The organism is Proteus penneri, from assembly GCF_022369495.1.
Lineage (GTDB): Bacteria > Pseudomonadota > Gammaproteobacteria > Enterobacterales > Enterobacteriaceae > Proteus > Proteus penneri.
Window position 1 is genome coordinate 880,786 of sequence record NZ_CP059690.1, and the last position, 15,620, is coordinate 896,405.

The following is a 15,620-nucleotide window of genomic DNA, read 5'->3' on the forward strand; positions in this document are numbered from 1 at the left end:
CAAAGGATGTAACGAGGTATGTGAAACAACCCCATTCGGCCGGATGCTAAATGGACGTTAATTAAATTTACTTGAAGATCATTAACATGACAGAATCTTTTGCTCAACTCTTTGAAGAATCCCTAAAAACAATCGAAACTCGTCCTGGCGCTATCGTTCGTGGCGTTGTAGTTGCTATCGATAAAGACGTTGTTCTGGTTGATGCAGGTCTGAAATCAGAATCTGCTATTCCTGTAGAACAATTTAAAAACGCTCAAGGCGAATTAGAAATCCAAGTGGGCGACGAAATTGATGTTGCTCTGGACGCGGTTGAAGATGGCTTCGGTGAAACCGTTCTGTCTCGTGAAAAAGCTAAACGTCACGAAGCGTGGCTGATGCTGGAAAAAGCTTACGAAGAAAACGAAACTGTTGTTGGTATCATCAACGGTAAAGTTAAAGGTGGTTTCACTGTTGAACTGAACGGCATTCGTGCGTTCTTACCAGGTTCACTGGTAGACGTTCGCCCAGTTCGCGATACAACTCATCTGGAAAACAAAGAGCTTGAGTTCAAAGTCATCAAATTAGACCAAAAACGTAACAACGTTGTTGTGTCTCGTCGTGCGGTTATCGAATCTGAAAACAGCGCAGAACGCGATCAGTTATTAGAAAACCTGCAAGAAGGCATGGAAGTTAAAGGTATCGTTAAGAACCTTACTGACTACGGTGCATTCGTTGATCTGGGCGGTGTTGACGGTTTACTGCACATCACTGATATGGCTTGGAAACGTGTTAAACACCCAAGCGAAATTGTCAATGTTGGCGACGAAATCACTGTTAAAGTCCTGAAATTCGACCGTGAACGTACTCGCGTATCATTAGGTCTGAAACAACTGGGCGAAGATCCATGGGTAGCTATCGCTAAACGTTATCCAGAAGGTACTAAACTGACTGGTCGTGTAACTAACCTGACTGATTACGGTTGCTTCGTAGAAATCGAAGAAGGCGTTGAAGGTCTGGTACACGTTTCTGAAATGGATTGGACTAACAAAAACATTCACCCATCTAAAGTTGTTAATGTTGGTGATGTTGTTGAAGTTATGGTTCTTGACATCGATGAAGAACGTCGTCGTATTTCACTGGGTCTAAAACAGTGTAAATCTAACCCATGGCAGCAGTTCGCAGAAACTCATAACAAGAATGACCGTGTTGAAGGTAAAATCAAGTCTATCACTGACTTCGGTATCTTCATCGGTTTAGACGGCGGTATTGACGGTCTGGTTCATTTATCTGACATTTCTTGGAATGTTGCAGGTGAAGAAGCTGTTCGTGAATACAAAAAAGGCGACGAAATCGCTGCTGTAGTTCTGCAAGTTGATGCTGAGCGTGAGCGTATCTCACTGGGCGTTAAACAATTATCAGAAGATCCATTCAATAATTACCTGTCTGCTCACAAAAAAGGTGCTATTGTTTCTGGTAAAGTAACTGCTGTTGACGCTAAAGGCGCAACTGTAGAATTAGCTGACGGTGTTGAAGGTTACCTGCGTGCTTCAGAAGCTTCACGTGACCGCGTTGAAGATGCAACTCTGGTTCTGAATGTTGGCGAAGCTGTAGAAGCTAAATACACTGGCGTTGACCGTAAAAACCGCGTTATCAACTTATCTGTTCGTGCTAAAGACGAAGCAGACGAGAAAGATGCTATCGCTTCTGTAAACAATAAAGAAGAAGTTGGTTTTTCAAACAACGCTATGGCTGAAGCTTTCAAAGCAGCTAAAGGCGAATAATTTAAGTTATTAACGAGGCAACGTTAATCGTTGCCTATTTATCGGTAGTTTAGGGAGGTAATATGACCAAGTCTGAGTTAATCGAAAGACTTGCAGGCCTACAATCTCATCTTTCGGCTAAGACGGTTGAAGAAGCTGTAAAAGAAATGCTTGATCATATGGCTGATACTTTAGCTGATGGTGAGCGTATCGAAGTCCGCGGATTCGGCAGTTTTTCTCTACACTACCGTGCGCCGCGTACGGGTCGTAACCCGAAGACTGGTGATAAAGTAGATCTGGAAGGCAAATACGTTCCACACTTTAAGCCAGGTAAAGAGTTACGTGACCGTGTAAATATTTATACGGAATAATAACTCCTGTCGAAATGGCACGATGTTAGTTAACTTTCTCAAAACGGCGCTTAGGTGCCGTTTTTTATTAGTAATTATTATAGCTTTTAGTGTGTTTTTTTACTCCCTAATCTTCTTCTATTTCTAATCCTGAATTAATCGATTCGTTCTATTTACTTTATCTTACTCGCATCTTTCTTTTCTATTACTGTATTTTATTTCAGTTTTAATTTCTCTACTTAATTATCGATATCACTTAGTTGTTTTACTTTTTATGAGTTTCTTCTCAAAATTTATTGTATGTAACAAGGGAGCTTTTTCTTTTTATAAAGCATTACTAAAAAATAGCCTAAAATCCTTTCTTTAATCAAATGGTAATATCATGATATTTAAAGAATGATTGAAAGTAAGGATGCTGGAAATGATTTTATTGAATCGAATGATAAGTTTTTTGGGTTTAGAGGTGGCTTCAATAAAACGGAGGTGCTTTCATTCAATCTATTTGCAAAAACTCTATTTCACAACGTTAACTTTAGATAATATTGCTTTGGCGATGATATTAGGCTGCTTACCGTTATTAATTCAACATTCACTTTTTAGCCAGACTATTTATTACATTATTATTCTTGTTGCACTATTTCTATTACTTGTCCCTTTTGCTTTATTCCGATTTTTAGCAATATTTCTATTTTTTTGGGTTTATTCAAATATGGCTGCGTCATCCTTAATGGCGAGAACGGAACAATTTGCTGATAATGTGGCAACAATCGAAACCAAAGTGATAGAGTATCGCCAATTAACAGATGGTAATATTGTTATCAAAATACCTATGACGAAAAAAACACTCTTTTCATCATCTATTTATGCTAACGTGTATTGGCGAAATCCGCCTAAAAATATAGCGGTAGGGCAACATTGGAAGTTTAAAATTCAATTCAGAGCTGTGCATAGCTATTTAAATGAAGGTGGATTTGATAACCAAAAATATGCTGTTTCTATGAAAGAAACATTAACTGGTAAAGTGATGTCAGCGAAGTTTATTCGAGATGATATATCACTGCGTACTCAACTTATTGAGACAATCTCAGCTTATTGGCAAACAACAAAAAATAAAGGTGAAATTATTGCTTTAGTCTTAGGTGATAAACGATATATTGAACCAGAGAAAAAAGATCTCTATATGAAAACAGGGGTCGCTCATTTAATTGTGATATCGGGTTTGCATATAGGTTTAGCTGCCTTTGCTGGTTGGGGTATTGCAAGAGGTATTCAATTTCTTTTCCCTATCAGATGGATTAATCCACAGTTTCCATTAGTTATGGCTTGGCTATGTGGTGTTTTCTATGCTGCATTATCAGGTTGGGGAATACCGGCAACAAGAGCTGTTATAGGATTAACCGTTTGGGTGATGTTACATTGGGGGAGCCGATTATTTTTACCTTGGCAATGGGCACTTTGGAGTGCTGCACTCATTTTGATTTTTGAGCCTCTTTCTATTCTTTCCGCCAGTTTTTGGCTTTCATTTTCTGCTGTATTTGCCATTATTTTTTGGTATTGGATGTACCCATTAAAAGCCAAATATAATCATCAAAAACGGTGGTTTATTTTAAGGTTAATTCACTTACAATTTGGATTGTTAATTATTTTATTACCTTTTCAATTCTATTTATTTGGTGGAGCTAATTTTTTTAGTTTTATTGTTAATTTATGGGCAGTTCCTATTATTTCATTTATTACTGTACCGTTAATAATGTTTGGATTATTGACATCCTTTCTCTCATTTTTACAACCAATAATTTGGCACTGGGTTGATCTTTCTATTAATCTTGCTTTTTGGTGTGCTCCTTTATTTTTACCTTATTGGCAATATAGTGGCACTGTTCCTTTTTTATTGGGGTTTTCAGGTGTTGGTATTATTGTAATTATAAAAATGTCATGGTGGCGTCATCATTTTATTTTACTTATCGCTGTTGGTATTCTTTTATATTGCGAATTCACAACTTTCTCACGTTATCAATGGCGTATGTCTATGTTAGATGTTGGCCATGGTTTAGCTATTATTCTTGAAAAAGACAGAGAAGCAATTATTTATGACACAGGAATACGTTGGAAAAGTGGTGGTTCAATTGCAAAAAGTGTCATTATTCCTTATTTAAAATATCATCGGCTTAATCCAGTGGCATTGATAATTAGTCATGATCATCTCGATCATACAGGGGGAATAAAAGATTTAATAAAAGCTTATCCTCACTTAAGTATTCGTAGTAGTTTTGACGACCCTTCTCATTTAGCTTGCTTAAGCAATGAATCATGGCAGTGGAAAGGACTTCAATTTGATGCATTATGGCCACCCAATAAAGTTCTTTCACCTAAAAATAATCAATCATGTGTGATCAATGTAAGTGATGGTAAACACACTATTCTTTTGACAGGAGATATAGAGAAAGAAGCTGAAGCCCAATTGGTAAGAGTAAAAAAAGATCAACTGAAAGCCGATGTTTTACAGGTTCCTCATCATGGTAGCCAAACATCGTCCACATTGGCGTTTATTCAAACAGTGTCGCCCAAATTTGCACTCGTTTCTGCTGCTCGTTATAGCCTTTGGCGTTTACCTTCTGATAAAGTACATCTTCGTTATAAAAAAGAAGCGATTAATTGGCTAACAACCTCTATTAGTGGGCAGATTTCGATCGAGTTTAATCAAGATAATATTGATGTATTTACCTATAGACGAGATATTTTACCTCGCTGGTATCATCAGTGGTTTGGTGTTTTGACGTTTCCCGAGTAGAATGGCCGGCTAATTATTAAAAGTTTGGTAATATATATGAATGATATAGACCTATCAACGTGGCAAACATTCCGCCGCTTATGGCCGATGATTCGGCTTTTCAAAGCGGGTTTGATCGCTGCAGCAATTGCATTAATCGTCAATGCGGGTGTGGATGCATTTATGATTTCTTTATTAAAACCACTGCTTGATGAAGGTTTTGGTAAAGCAAGTAATGACGTATTAAAATGGATGCCGATTGCTGTTATTGGACTGATAGTTCTGCGTGGTATATCTAACTTTATTTCAAGTTACTGCCTTTCTTGGGTATCTGGGAAAGTGGTAATGAATATGCGTCGCCGACTGTTTTCTCATATTATGGGAATGCCGGTGAGTTTTTTTGATCAGCAATCAACAGGAACTTTGCTTTCTCGTATTACATATGATTCAGAGCAAGTTGCTTCTTCATCATCAGGTGCATTAATTACAGTTGTTCGTGAAGGTGCTTACATTATCGGGCTCTTTGGCTTGATGTTTTACTATAGCTGGCAATTATCTCTGATCCTTATTGTTATCGCGCCTATCGTAGCAGTTGTTATCCGTTTGGTATCGACTCGTTTTAGAACTATAAGTAAACGAATCCAAAATAGCATGGGGCAAGTGACAACTAGCGCAGAACAAATGCTAAAAGGACATAAAGAAGTACTGATTTTTAATGGTCAAGAAGTTGAAAATAAGCGCTTTAATCATGTGAGTAATCATATTCGTCGCCAAGGCATGCGTATGGTTGTTGCATCGTCAATTTCAGATCCTATTATTCAATTAATTGCTTCTTTTGCATTAGCTTTTGTCCTGTATGCAGCAAGTTTCCCTGACATTATGGAAACATTAACAGCGGGTACAATTACTGTTGTCTTTTCCTCAATGGTTGCATTAATGCGCCCGTTGAAATCACTGACTAATGTGAATGCTCAATTCCAGCGTGGTATGGCTGCTTGTCAAACACTATTTGCTATTCTCGATATGGAGCAAGAAAAAGACACTGGTAAGCTTGAACTGAAAAAACCAACTGGTGATATTGAGTTTCGTAATGTAACTTTCCAATATGTCACAAAAGATACGCCAGCACTGAAAAACATATCATTTACTATTCCAGCAGGGAAAACTGTTGCATTAGTTGGGCGTTCAGGGTCAGGTAAGTCTACGATTGCAAATCTGCTCACTCGTTTTTATGACATTAATGAAGGTGAGATATTGATTAATGGTCATGATATTCGTGAATACACATTGAAATCTTTACGTAACCAAGTTGCACTGGTTTCTCAAAATGTGCATCTTTTTAATGAAACTGTGGCAAACAATATCGTCTATGCTTGTGAAGATCAGTATACCCGTGAAGATATTGAAAAAGCGGCGAAAATGGCACATGCGATGGATTTTATCCAAAAAATGGATAAAGGCTTAGATACTGAAATTGGTGAAAACGGTGTGTTACTTTCAGGTGGACAACGTCAGCGTATTGCAATTGCAAGAGCGTTATTACGAGATTCACCAATTCTTATTCTTGATGAAGCGACATCGGCGCTAGATACAGAATCAGAACGAGCTATTCAGTCAGCACTTGATGAATTGCAGAGAAATAGAACCTCTTTAGTCATTGCTCACCGTTTATCAACAATTGAAAAAGCGGATGAAATATTAGTTATTGAAGATGGTGAAATTATTGAACGTGGCGCACACCTTGATCTGATTGAGAAAAAAGGTATCTATGCACAACTTCATAGGATGCAATTTGGCAAATGATTGAACGGATTTGGTCTGGTAAATCTTGGCTTTATATCCTATTGCTTCCATTCTCATGGTTGTATGGTGTGATCACGCTGTTAAGGCGTTTTGCATATCAGAAAGGGTGGTTAGCATCATGGAAAGCTCCTGTTCCTGTTGTTATTGTTGGTAATTTAACCGCGGGTGGAAATGGCAAAACACCCATTGTGATATGGCTTGTTGAGCAATTAATACAGCAGGGATTTAAGCCAGGTGTTGTATCTCGTGGTTATGGCGGGAAATCAGACCATTATCCATTACTTTTGACATCCAAGACATCACCTGCCATGGCAGGTGATGAACCTGTATTGATTCATCATCGAACAGGTGTTCCCGTTGCAGTTGCTCCTAATCGACGAGATGCAGTAAAAGCGTTATTAGCACAGCATGAACTTGATGTAATTATCACTGATGATGGTTTACAGCATTATGCACTACAGCGTGATTATGAAATCGTTGTTATTGATGGTCTGCGTCGGTTTGGCAATGGTTGGTGGTTACCAGCAGGCCCTATGCGAGAGCGTGCAAGACGCTTAAAGTCAGTAGATGCAATTATCGTTAATGGAGGGGTAAGTCAAGGTAACGAGATAAGCATGACCCTGGAAGGTGATATTGCTGTGAATCTTAAAACGGGAGAAAAGAAACCAGTTCAGCAAATTAAAAAGGCTGTTGCTATTGCTGGAATTGGTCACCCACCTCGATTTTTTAACTCTTTAAATGAAAAAGGAGTCGAGTTAATCACAACAAAAGCATTTAGTGATCATAGTGACTATAGTGCCCAAGAATTACAAGATTTAACACCTAATTTAGAACCCCTTATTATGACAGAAAAGGACGCTGTTAAATGTCAGCATTTTGCGCAAGATAATTGGTGGTATTTACCGGTTAGCGCTGAATTAAATAGTCAATCTGTGCTAAAACAAGTCAGCAATTTAATTTACGGCTCGAAAAAAACTTGTATCTGATCTGAAACAATGATATTTATAGTGGAAATCAGGATAGTGTTACATAAAAGATTACCTACCTATAGTTGCATATCGCTTTTGTCGTAGTTCAATTTAACTCGTCATTACTTTATCTACTCAAAAGCTTTGTGTGGAGAGTTTGTGGATCTTGGATGTAGGGTTAATATTTTGTGTAGCGAATAGCATCGAATTTTATACACAACGAATGATGAAAACCATTTTTGATGGTGACTAATTATCGCTATATTCGATTATCTTTTTTATCAGTGTACAATAAATATCAGCATGTCATTTTCTTGTCATATTGATACTGTAAATATTTATTGAGTTTTATGATATTTATTAAGCTTAGCTATCACGGTTTTGAACATTTATATTGAATAATAAAATGCACTACTTAAATTAATGTGTTCAGAATTTAATTGGGGTTTTATATAAGAAGACATAATAAAAAGTAGGATGCATTAGTATAGAAAAATAAAAACTATACGAAGAACAAAAGGAGTTTATCTATCATGACATTACAATTAAGAATGGGTCGCGTAAAATGGTTCGACAATAACAAAGGTTATGGTCTTATTGTTGCAAGAGATATTGAACAAGAAGTTTATGTCAATAAAAAAGCGATTGCCAATACAAAAAACAAAGCATTAACAGAAGGTCAAGACGTTGAATTTTCTGTTATCAGAACCGCAGCAGGTTTAGAAGCCGCTGATGTTATCGGGTTTTAAATAAGGCTTAGCCTTGTTAAAGATGTAGATAAAACGGTAGTTTAGCATTGAGATTAAATTATCGTTTATACCTATTTTAGGTAGGTAAGCGGAAATAGTTTACCAGCGAGCTGAATAAGTAATATAAAAGAGTTATTTCGTTAATTAGAATGCAATAAAGATAATAAAAAGGTTAAATTATTATCAATAAAAGCTGAATGTAATTCTTTATTAATGATGTTGCAGACTCAACGATAAAAAGCCACAGTAATGTGGCTTTTTTGTTGCTTATAGTAAAAGAGAAAATAATAAATTTATTAATAACCAAAATTATTTTCGAATTATCACTAAACGAGTGGTTTTGAGTATTAACGCTGATCATTCCTTATGATATCCTTTTGCCCTATAAAATGATTAACCCTTGAGAGGGACAAAATGGATCACCGCTTACTCGAAATTATTGCTTGTCCAGTTTGCCACGGCAAACTTATCTTTGATAAAGAAAATTCAGAGCTTATCTGCAAAATTGATCATTTAGCTTATCCTGTTCGTGACAATATCCCCGTTCTTCTGGAGAATGAAGCAAGAGAATTGTCACTAGAAGAGGAAAAGTAATTTCATGTTCACGGTCATTATCCCTGGTCGATATGCATCGACTCGTTTACCGGGTAAACCCCTTGCGGATATTCATGGCAAACCTATGATTGTTCGTGTAATGGAACAAGCTATACGCTCTGGTGCAAACCGTGTCATTGTTGCAACTGATAATTTAGATGTTGTTGCAGCAGTTGAAAAAGCGGGCGGGGAAGCGTGTATGACTCGCGAAGATCACCATTCAGGTACAGAACGTTTAGCTGAAGTCATTGAAAAATATCAATTTGCAGATGATGAGATAATCGTTAACGTACAAGGTGATGAGCCTCTTATTCCACCCGCTATTATTACTCAAGTTGCTGAAAATCTAGCAAGTTGTGGTGCAGGAATGGCAACATTAGCGGTGCCTATTGTTGACTCAAAAGAAGCTTTTAACCCTAATGCGGTGAAAGTCGTGATGGATGCAAAAGGTTTCGCACTTTATTTTTCTCGTGCAACCATTCCTTGGGAAAGAGACCGTTTTAATTTATCACATGATGAAATTGGTGAGCATTATCTACGCCATATTGGTATTTATGCTTATCGTGCAGGCTTTATACGTCGATATATTACTTGGGAACCAAGCCCATTAGAATCTATTGAAATGTTAGAGCAACTGCGTGTGTTGTGGTATGGCGAAAAAATCCATGTTGCAAAAGCATTAGAAGTTCCAGGTGTAGGTGTTGATACACAAGATGATCTGATTGCAGCAAGAGCTGCTTATCGTGCACTGAACCAAGAGTTCTAATTATTATATTAAAATCTCAAATATCTAGCGGCACTTATTTTATTAAGTGTCGTTTTTATATTTTTTTAAAATTAATTTAACTACTTAATATTATTGAATTAATTATCGTTTAATTAGATTTATAATTGTAATAATTGATGTTATTTCACCATTTGGTAACAGATATCTTCCTCTTTTACTCCTGAATTCGCAGTTTCAAAATATTGATGATTTGAGTCTCAGTAAAAAGAATTTTTCATCAGAGTAGCAAAATCTCAATTTATGTAACGGGTTAAAATGGTTGAATAAAAAACTAAGATATTTAAGAACGACGGAGAAATATAATAAATTATCGGAATATTCTTTGTAAATAATACTATGTTTTTTTTAATCAACCTATTGAATATTCGATCTAATAATCAATTATATAATTTAATTACTGCTATACTTTTTTAATAATAAAAATACTTAATTATGATGCTAATTTGGGGAAGTAGTAAGAATATTATCTATACTAAATAATTATCAAGTTTTAAGTATAAAATTATTAAAGGAGTTTGAAAATATGATCCGTTGTGTTCGTTTATGGACTGGAGAAGATGGCAATTCGTTATTTGAAGAAGGTGTCATTGAATTTAAAGATAGCTCACAAGGCGATAGAGAAAGTTTACCTATCAATGTTTCAGAATTATCGTTTAGGGAAACAACTTCCGGAGGTTCTTATGATTGGCATCAGGACCCCGTTCCTCGCTATGTTATTACACTATCTGGTACATTAGAATTTGAAGTAAAAGATGGTTCAACCTTCATTATTAAGCCAGGTGATGTGTTATTAGCACAAGATAATAGTGGCACTGGCCATAAATGGCGCCTTTTAGATAATGAGCCTTGGCGTCGTGCTTATGTTGTCTATAAAGAAGACGCAGGATTATGTTTTAAACCTAATAAAACAACCAACTAATTGGGAGTTGTTATGAATAAACCTATTAGTGAGCAGGTTGATATCGCATTAATTGGCGCTGGTATCATGAGTGCGACGCTCGGTACATTACTTAAAGAGCTTGAACCGAATTTAAAAATCGCTATGTTTGAAAGATTAAATGATTGTGGTCAAGAGAGCTCTAATTCTTGGAACAATGCGGGGACAGGGCATGCTGCTAACTGTGAATTAAATTACACGCCACCAAATTCAGATGGAACTGTTAATATTAGTAAAGCATTAGAAGTTAACACAGAATTCGATCTATCTCGTCAATTATGGTCTTATTTAGTCACAAAAGGCAAAATTACTGATCCTCGAGATTTTATTCATGCTTGCCCACATATGAGTTTTGTTTGGGGTGCTGATAACGTTAAATTTCTTCATCAACGTTATCGCCAAATGTCTGCTAATCACTGTTATGAAAATATGGAATACAGTGAAGATAAAAAACAAATTGAAGATTGGGCGCCATTAATAATGGAAGGGCGTGATCCGAATCAACAACTTGCCGTCACCCGCGTGACGACAGGTACAGATGTCGACTATGGCGCCTTAACACATCTCTTAGTTAAGCAACTTTCCCTACAAAACAATTTTGAGTTGCACTATAAGCATGATGTTATCGATATAAAAAGGAATAATTCGGGTGGTTGGAATATTGAAGTCAAAGATCTTACCACTCATGATAAATATATTATTTCAGCAAAATATGTATTTGTTGGTGCGGGGGGACGCGCTATCGATTTGTTGCAAAAATCAGGTATTCCAGAAGGTAAAGGCTATGGTGGATTCCCTGTTAGTGGTATTTGGTTGCGCTGTGATGAAGATAAAATCTGTAGTCGTCATCATGCTAAAGTTTATGGGAAAGCAGATGTAGGCTCACCACCAATGTCTGTGCCACATCTTGATACTCGTATTATTGCGGGTAAACGCTCTCTACTCTTTGGCCCTTATGCTGGATTTTCGAGTAAGTTTTTAAAACAGGGTTCTTATTTAGATTTATTTGAATCAATCCGACCAAGTAATATAGAACCGATGCTTGATGTAGCAAAAGATAATTGGTCATTGACTGAATATTTAATTGGTCAAGTATTACAAACTTCGGCACATCAATTTGAAATGCTCAAACAGTTCTATCCTCAGGCACAGCATGAAGATTGGCAAGAGGCTGTAGCTGGACAGCGTGTTCAGATTATTAAACCTGAAGCTAAGCATCATGGTGTATTAGAGTTTGGTACTGAGTTAATTAGCAGCGCAGATAAATCATTTTCAGTATTATTAGGCGCATCACCAGGTGCTTCTACAGCGGCATTTATTGCTATCAATATTATTAAGTCTTGTTTTAAAGAGCAGCTTGAAAATGATGGTTGGGAAGAACGTCTTAAAACGATTATTCCAACTTACGGTATTGATCTCAAAATAGATGCGGATGCTTGTCGTAATATACGTGAATCAACAGCTAAAATATTAAAATTAGATACACCTTAGTTATAGTATTTATAAAAATAAAACAGCCCAGTAGTATAGGGCTGTTTTATTTTTTATCCGTATTGTTAGTATAAATAATATGTTTTCAAGTAAGTGTACCTAGGAAATTTACATCATTTCTACAATAGCAATACCGCCAATAATAGAAAATAATGAACATAATGTACTTAATAATACAGTTCCTGTTGCCATATCTGTATAAGTTTTATATGAAATGGCTAAAGCTGGCACTGCTGTTGCAGTAGGTAATACGCCAATTAAAAATACCGCTTTTAATAATTCAGTTTCTAACCCAAGAGCAAACCCAACACCTAAAATTAACGCACCCTGCACAATATTTTTTATTATCACATTAAAGATAATTTCAGTATTAACTTTAAGCTTAATACCTGAAATTAACAAACCTAAGAAAAATAAAGCAACTCCACCGGAAGTTTTCCCTATTTCATTGACTGAGTTTTGCAGAATCTCTGGGAGTTTAATACCGAGAATAGCTAGAATAGCGCCAAAAATAGGCAGAAAAACTAATGGCTGGGAGATGGCATTAAGCAATGATTGAAAGATCCCTTTTCCTTGCTTGGTGCCACTGATAATCATCATGGTAAAAGGTAGGATAATGATAGTGTAAATCAAATTACCAATCACCATTGCAATTAAACCTGATGAACCGACCGTAGCCAGTAATACAGGTGGTCCACAATATGCCATATCTGGGAATGAGGCTGACAAAGCTTGCATGGCTGAATTCTTTTTATCATGTTTAAAAAAGAATTTGCCGCCTAAAAAACCAATAAGATAAGAAATAAGTAGTCCTAATGCGAGGGCTAATAGATAATCTATGTTATAGAAAATAGATGGAGAGGCTTGTGTTGCCGCTAGAAATAGTGCGAATGGTAGTGCTATTTTAACGACAAAATCAGCAAAGGCTTGTGAATATTCTCTTTTTATAAATCCATATTTACCTGAGAGCCATCCAACTAAAAGTCCTAATATAATTGGCCCCAGTGCTGATAAAATAGTTTGTAGTAACATGTTACCTCTGATTGCTTAATATAGGTATTTTTACTTTATTCAAATATTTATAACTAACTAATAAGTAGTTATGTTTTATATGAATAAAGAAAATCTGTATAATTACCTAGTAATTAAAATCAAGTATTTTTAATTATCGAAGATATTTGAAATTATTCAAGAAATAAATAGCAATGTTATTTCACTGTACTAAATAAAACAGTTTATTTAGCAAGTAGTACTTAGGAGAACATATTTAATGATATATAACATTGTTTCTAATGAGTTACCTATATACCTAATCGTAACATAACTATAACTTTGTGATAGAATATAACGTATATTAATAATAGCGATACATTGAGTATTCAATGAATTGGTTATTGAAGGGAAACTGAACCTCTATTATTGAGGTTCAGTATAGAGACTAGATCAGTTATCTGAATTCATTTTATCTGATGAAGAATGGGCATTTTCTGGTATTTCTATAGGTTGCCCTGTGGGTTTTACTGATTGCCAAATTGATCCCAAAAATTCATACCATGCACGTTCACTGTGTTGAAAATAAGTGGCAGAGGGAAAATATTTCTCCCAAGGATGTAATGGTGAAGTAATAGCCAATTGGTTAGCTGGTGCAACGATGGGATTCATTCTTCGTGCTAAAAAGAAACGTTCAGCACGCGCTAAATGGTTGGCAGAAGTGACAAGGAGAAAAGGTTGTTTACCAATTAGCTTATCAACTTCATAGGCTTCTTCTTCAGTATCTTTCGGTGTTGATAGTGCAATAGTTTTATTCGCAGGCACACCTAAAGATTGTGCCACTTGTGCGGCAACTTCTGCACTACTTATCTGATTAACACCTGCGCCACCTGTAAAAATCAGTGTTGCATTAGGATTGCGATAATAAAGCCGAACACCTTCTGCAACACGAAATAAGCTATTATTGAGAAGGTTAGCGCTAGGTGCCCATTCCGGGTTATAAGTAAATCCACCACCTAAAACAACAATGTAGTTCACATCTTGTTGCGAATTTTCTCGTAATTCATAGCGAGCTTGATACTCTTTTTCACTTGGCATCAATAGTGTATCGGCAACAGGTTGTATGCCTAAAAGAGTTAACAGAACAAGCACAACAGTGAGTAGGCTTTTTCCTGTTTTTTGCCAACGAGTAAACCAAAGTAGTGCTAATGCAAAAAAGGCGATTAATAAGAGCAAAGGCAAGGGCATCAGAAAGCCTGCAACATATTTTTTGAGCAAGAACAGCATAAATCATCCTAGATTGAGTGAAATATATGCAATTGATAGCGAAAGCTTAGTGAAAACTAGGGGAATTCCAAGACGTTGTGTCAAAATAGCTAACACAACAACGTTTTACTAAGTTTTCATCAATAGAAATAAAGAATCATTTAATTATTTATAAAACGATAAACGTTTGAACGTTAATTTTTTCATTAATAAGCGTTATATTTATACTTCGCTTTGCGAATAGTCTGATTCATGACTTATTTCTTTAGAGAAAACAGTCAGTATCATAGAACACTGGTAAAATTGTCGTCTTTATTTATGTACAGTGTCTCATATTTTTGAATTTATCAGAACGCAAAGAGCGCAAGTAGTAAGTTGTTATCATGAGGCGTTTTAATGTCAGATCGTAATTTTGACGATATTGCAGATAAATTCTCCCGCAATATCTATGGCACAACAAAGGGTAAAATACGTCAAGCGGTGATTTGGGAAGATTTACAACAATTATTGACTCTCTTACCTAATCGAAGTTTACGTATTTTAGATGCAGGTGGAGGTGAAGGATATTTTTCTCGCCAGCTTGCTAAGTTAGGACACCAAATTATCTTATGTGATTTATCGCAAGAGATGCTTAATCGTGCTCAAGAGGCAGCGATTGAAGAGGGTGTTGCCGAAAACATGATGTTTATTTGTTGTGCGGCTCAAGAGATTAAAGAGCATATAGATGAAAAGGTTGACTTAGTTCTATTTCATGCAGTATTGGAATGGATCACGGATCAGAAAGACGCCGTAAATGTTCTTACCGATATGTTGTTACCTAATGGTATCTTATCGCTGATGTTTTACAATGCGAATGGTATTGTTATGAGAAATGCGATATTGGGGAATTTTCATCTGGCAAATCCTGAAATTCCTCGAAGAAGAAAAAAATCATTATCGCCTCAAAATCCATTGCAACCTGAAGATGTTTATCAATGGCTGACTGAATTTTCAATGATAATATTAGGAAAAACCGGTGTCCGTGTTTTCCATGATTATTTGCAAAGTCGTCAGTTACAAAATAAAGATTTTCCATCGTTGCTTGCATTAGAGCAACGATATTGTCGGCAAGAGCCCTATATCAGTCTGGGGCGTTACATTCATGTCATGGCACAAAAGCGTGTAAATTAAGGATGT

General features: G+C 36.2%; 13 protein-coding genes. 11 read left to right on the forward strand and 2 right to left on the reverse strand.

Annotation, left to right across the window (positions count from 1 at the left end):
• Positions 1–86: 86 nt before the first annotated feature.
• The 10 genes from rpsA to mqo all read left to right on the forward strand — a co-directional run bounded on the left by rpsA (position 87) and on the right by mqo (position 12,188).
• Positions 87–1,760, forward strand: a complete 1,674-nt coding sequence (gene rpsA / locus H1225_RS03830; RefSeq protein ID WP_006537421.1) for a 30S ribosomal protein S1 — start codon at positions 87–89, stop codon at positions 1,758–1,760.
• Positions 1,761–1,822: 62 nt separating this feature from the next.
• Positions 1,823–2,110, forward strand: coding sequence for an integration host factor subunit beta (gene ihfB, locus H1225_RS03835; RefSeq protein WP_006537420.1), 288 nt, complete (start codon positions 1,823–1,825; stop codon positions 2,108–2,110).
• A 400-nt stretch (positions 2,111–2,510) separates the two neighbouring features.
• Positions 2,511–4,880: a DNA internalization-related competence protein ComEC/Rec2 gene (locus H1225_RS03840; RefSeq protein WP_161724673.1), complete on the forward strand. Its 2,370-nt coding sequence runs from the start codon at positions 2,511–2,513 to the stop codon at positions 4,878–4,880.
• A 36-nt stretch (positions 4,881–4,916) separates the two neighbouring features.
• On the forward strand, positions 4,917–6,662 hold the full coding sequence (msbA, locus tag H1225_RS03845) for a lipid A ABC transporter ATP-binding protein/permease MsbA (RefSeq protein ID WP_006537416.1): 1,746 nt from the start codon (positions 4,917–4,919) through the stop codon (positions 6,660–6,662).
• Positions 6,659–7,648 carry a tetraacyldisaccharide 4'-kinase gene (gene lpxK / locus H1225_RS03850; protein WP_161724676.1) on the forward strand — a complete coding sequence of 330 codons (990 nt, stop codon included), beginning with the start codon at positions 6,659–6,661 and terminating at the stop codon, positions 7,646–7,648. Before msbA ends, lpxK begins: the two co-directional genes overlap by 4 nt.
• A gap of 515 nt (positions 7,649–8,163) precedes the next feature.
• Complete coding sequence (locus H1225_RS03855; protein WP_023581324.1) at positions 8,164–8,379, forward strand: cold-shock protein; 216 nt, start codon at positions 8,164–8,166, stop codon at positions 8,377–8,379.
• Positions 8,380–8,793: 414 nt separating this feature from the next.
• Positions 8,794–8,973 carry a Trm112 family protein gene (locus H1225_RS03860; RefSeq protein ID WP_004244593.1) on the forward strand — a complete coding sequence of 60 codons (180 nt, stop codon included), beginning with the start codon at positions 8,794–8,796 and terminating at the stop codon, positions 8,971–8,973.
• Positions 8,974–8,977: 4 nt separating this feature from the next.
• Positions 8,978–9,739, forward strand: coding sequence for a 3-deoxy-manno-octulosonate cytidylyltransferase (kdsB, locus tag H1225_RS03865; protein WP_072062797.1), 762 nt, complete (start codon positions 8,978–8,980; stop codon positions 9,737–9,739).
• A gap of 544 nt (positions 9,740–10,283) precedes the next feature.
• Positions 10,284–10,679 carry a cupin domain-containing protein gene (locus H1225_RS03870; RefSeq protein ID WP_161669803.1) on the forward strand — a complete coding sequence of 132 codons (396 nt, stop codon included), beginning with the start codon at positions 10,284–10,286 and terminating at the stop codon, positions 10,677–10,679.
• Between the two features lie 12 nt (positions 10,680–10,691).
• The gene (gene mqo / locus H1225_RS03875) at positions 10,692–12,188 is read left to right on the forward strand and encodes a malate dehydrogenase (quinone) (protein ID WP_109847537.1); all 1,497 of its coding nucleotides are present in this window, start codon (positions 10,692–10,694) and stop codon (positions 12,186–12,188) included.
• 108 nt (positions 12,189–12,296) lie between these two features.
• Here mqo and H1225_RS03880 read toward each other — a convergent pair whose 3' ends face one another.
• Positions 12,297–13,220 (reverse strand): AEC family transporter, encoded by a 924-nt coding sequence (locus H1225_RS03880; protein ID WP_072062795.1) that lies wholly within the window; start codon positions 13,218–13,220, stop codon positions 12,297–12,299.
• Between the two features lie 411 nt (positions 13,221–13,631).
• On the reverse strand, positions 13,632–14,465 hold the full coding sequence (gene elyC, locus H1225_RS03885) for an envelope biogenesis factor ElyC (RefSeq protein ID WP_072062794.1): 834 nt from the start codon (positions 14,463–14,465) through the stop codon (positions 13,632–13,634).
• 375 nt (positions 14,466–14,840) lie between these two features.
• On the opposite strand from elyC, the gene cmoM reads away from it, so the two are divergent.
• Positions 14,841–15,614, forward strand: coding sequence for a tRNA uridine 5-oxyacetic acid(34) methyltransferase CmoM (cmoM, locus tag H1225_RS03890; protein WP_006537404.1), 774 nt, complete (start codon positions 14,841–14,843; stop codon positions 15,612–15,614).
• Positions 15,615–15,620: the final 6 nt, after the last annotated feature.

What these genes read in the sequence shown, in the direction of transcription:
- rpsA (WP_006537421.1), top strand. Translation starts at nt 87, where the DNA reads ATGACAGAATCTTTTGCTCAACTCTTTGAAGAATCCCTAAAAACAATC.
- ihfB (WP_006537420.1), top strand. Translation starts at nt 1,823, where the DNA reads ATGACCAAGTCTGAGTTAATCGAAAGACTTGCAGGCCTACAATCTCAT.
- H1225_RS03840 (WP_161724673.1), top strand. Translation starts at nt 2,511, where the DNA reads ATGATTTTATTGAATCGAATGATAAGTTTTTTGGGTTTAGAGGTGGCT.
- msbA (WP_006537416.1), top strand. Translation starts at nt 4,917, where the DNA reads ATGAATGATATAGACCTATCAACGTGGCAAACATTCCGCCGCTTATGG.
- lpxK (WP_161724676.1), top strand. Translation starts at nt 6,659, where the DNA reads ATGATTGAACGGATTTGGTCTGGTAAATCTTGGCTTTATATCCTATTG.
- H1225_RS03855 (WP_023581324.1), top strand. Translation starts at nt 8,164, where the DNA reads ATGACATTACAATTAAGAATGGGTCGCGTAAAATGGTTCGACAATAAC.
- H1225_RS03860 (WP_004244593.1), top strand. Translation starts at nt 8,794, where the DNA reads ATGGATCACCGCTTACTCGAAATTATTGCTTGTCCAGTTTGCCACGGC.
- kdsB (WP_072062797.1), top strand. Translation starts at nt 8,978, where the DNA reads ATGTTCACGGTCATTATCCCTGGTCGATATGCATCGACTCGTTTACCG.
- H1225_RS03870 (WP_161669803.1), top strand. Translation starts at nt 10,284, where the DNA reads ATGATCCGTTGTGTTCGTTTATGGACTGGAGAAGATGGCAATTCGTTA.
- mqo (WP_109847537.1), top strand. Translation starts at nt 10,692, where the DNA reads ATGAATAAACCTATTAGTGAGCAGGTTGATATCGCATTAATTGGCGCT.
- H1225_RS03880 (WP_072062795.1), bottom strand. Translation starts at nt 13,220, where the DNA reads ATGTTACTACAAACTATTTTATCAGCACTGGGGCCAATTATATTAGGA.
- elyC (WP_072062794.1), bottom strand. Translation starts at nt 14,465, where the DNA reads ATGCTGTTCTTGCTCAAAAAATATGTTGCAGGCTTTCTGATGCCCTTG.
- cmoM (WP_006537404.1), top strand. Translation starts at nt 14,841, where the DNA reads ATGTCAGATCGTAATTTTGACGATATTGCAGATAAATTCTCCCGCAAT.